Genomic DNA, 1,850 nt, shown 5'->3' with positions numbered 1-1,850 from the left:
CCCGTGCCCTGCCCGCGCCTGCCCGCGCCGAAGGTCAGCCGGCCGCCCCGCCCGACGCCGCCGGCCACGACGCCCGAACAGGCGGCGGTGGGCGGCGAGGCGCTGGCCGGCACCGGGCTGGTCACGCCGCCCGGCAGCCCCGTACCCCCGGCGGTCACCGCCACCACCTGGCTCGTGGCGGACCTGGACACCGGCGCGGTCCTCGGCGCCTGCGGCGCACACGTCCCCGGCACCCCGGCCAGCACCCAGAAGCTGCTGCTGGCCGCCACCATGCTGAGCCGGCTGGACCCCAAGCAGGTCGCCGTCGCCACCCGCGCCGACCTGGACATCGAGCCGGGCAGCTCGGCCGTCGGCCTGCTCGTCGGCGGCCGCTACAGCGTGGAGACGCTGTGGCTGGGCCTGCTGCTCCAGTCCGGCAACGACGCCGCCAACATGCTGGCCCGCCTCGGCGCCGGCAGCTCCCAGGCCGGCGTCGCCGAGATGAACGCGCAGGCCCGCCGGCTCGGCGCCGGCCAGACGCACGCGGTCACCCCGTCCGGCCTGGACGGCCCCGGCCAGTTCACCAGCGCGTACGACCTGGCGCTCATCGCGCGGGCCTGCTTCGCCGACGCCGCGTTCCGCCGGTACGCGCGCACCGAGCGCACGCAGATCCCGGCCCAGCCCGCGCTGAAGAAGGGCGGGTTCCAGATCCAGAACGAGAACCAGCTCATCTACCGCTATCCCGGCGCGCTCGGCGGCAAGACCGGCTTCACCGAGCTGGCCCGGCACAGCTACGTCGGCGCCGCCCAGCGCGACGGACGCCGTCTCGTGGTGACGCTGCTCGGCGCCGAGGCCCGCCCGGTACGCGGCTGGCAGCAGGGCGCCCAGCTGCTCGACTGGGGCTTCCGGCAGCCCCGGGACGCCTCGGTCGGCCGGCTGGTCGAGCCGGGCGAACGGGACGCCGAGGCGGCGGAGCCCAAGCAGGCGGCGGCCGCGGAGCCGAGCCGTACCGCCTCCCCGCCCTGGCGGGGGCCGGCCGGGACCGCGCTGCGCCGCGTCGGCGACGGGGACTGGCGGATGATCGTGCCGCTCGCCGGTGTGCTGGCCCTCACCGTCGGCGGGGTGGCGGCGGTGCTCGCCGCCCGCCGGAGCCGGTCCCGCCGTCGCGGACGCCGCCGCGCCTGAACCCGGCGTCCCGGCGGGTCGCGTGGACACCGATTCCGTGGGTATGCGCCCGGCATGGAGCACCCGGGCCGGATCGTGGTGGTCTCGGCGGACATCGGCGCCGGACACGACCGGGCCGCCGACGAGCTGGCGCACCGGCTGCGTGCGCGGGGCTTCGCGGTGGACCGGCTGAACCTCCTGCACCTGCTGCCCCACCCGGTGCACCGGGCGGTACGCGAGACGTACCGGGGGGTGCTGCACCGGCTCCCCTGGGGCTACCACGCGCTGTTCCGGCTGACCGGCAGCTCGCGGACCGCCGTACGCGCGATCCGCGCGCTGATGCGGCCGTTCCGCCGCCGCCTGCGCCGCCGCATCCCGCCCGACACCCGGGCCGTGGTCACCACCTACCCGTTCGCCAACCAGCTCCTCGGTCCGCTGCGGCGGCGCGGGCGGCTCCGTGTCCCCGTGATCACCTATGTGACCGACTTCGTGGTGCACCCGACCTGGCTCGCGCCGGGCGTGGACGTGTACTGCGCCGTCCGCCACGCCGAGACGCACCGGGCCGGCGCCGCCGACGTCACCGCCGTGCAGCCGCTGGTGTCCCGCGACTTCGCCCGGCCCGCCCCGGAGGACCGGCGGCGGGCCCGGCAGCGGTTCGGCCTCCCGGCCGACGGGGTGCTCGCGCTGGTCGTCGGCGGCTCCTGGGG

2 protein-coding genes are annotated in these 1,850 nt (G+C 77.8%); both read left to right on the top strand.

Annotation, left to right across the window (positions count from 1 at the left end; all coding sequences use genetic code 11):
* Positions 1-1,164, top strand: a 1,164-nt coding sequence (locus tag AC2CHG_RS31255; RefSeq protein ID WP_484526196.1) for a D-alanyl-D-alanine carboxypeptidase family protein, incomplete at its 5' end; no start/stop codon positions are given.
* Between the two features lie 54 nt (positions 1,165-1,218).
* On the top strand, positions 1,219-1,850 hold a 632-nt coding region (locus tag AC2CHG_RS31250; RefSeq protein ID WP_484526195.1), incomplete at its 3' end, for an MGDG synthase family glycosyltransferase.

The organism is Micromonospora sp. ATLC20, from assembly GCF_057196585.1.
Note: the sequence above shows the minus strand (reverse complement) of the source record. Positions and strands in the feature narration are given on the sequence as shown.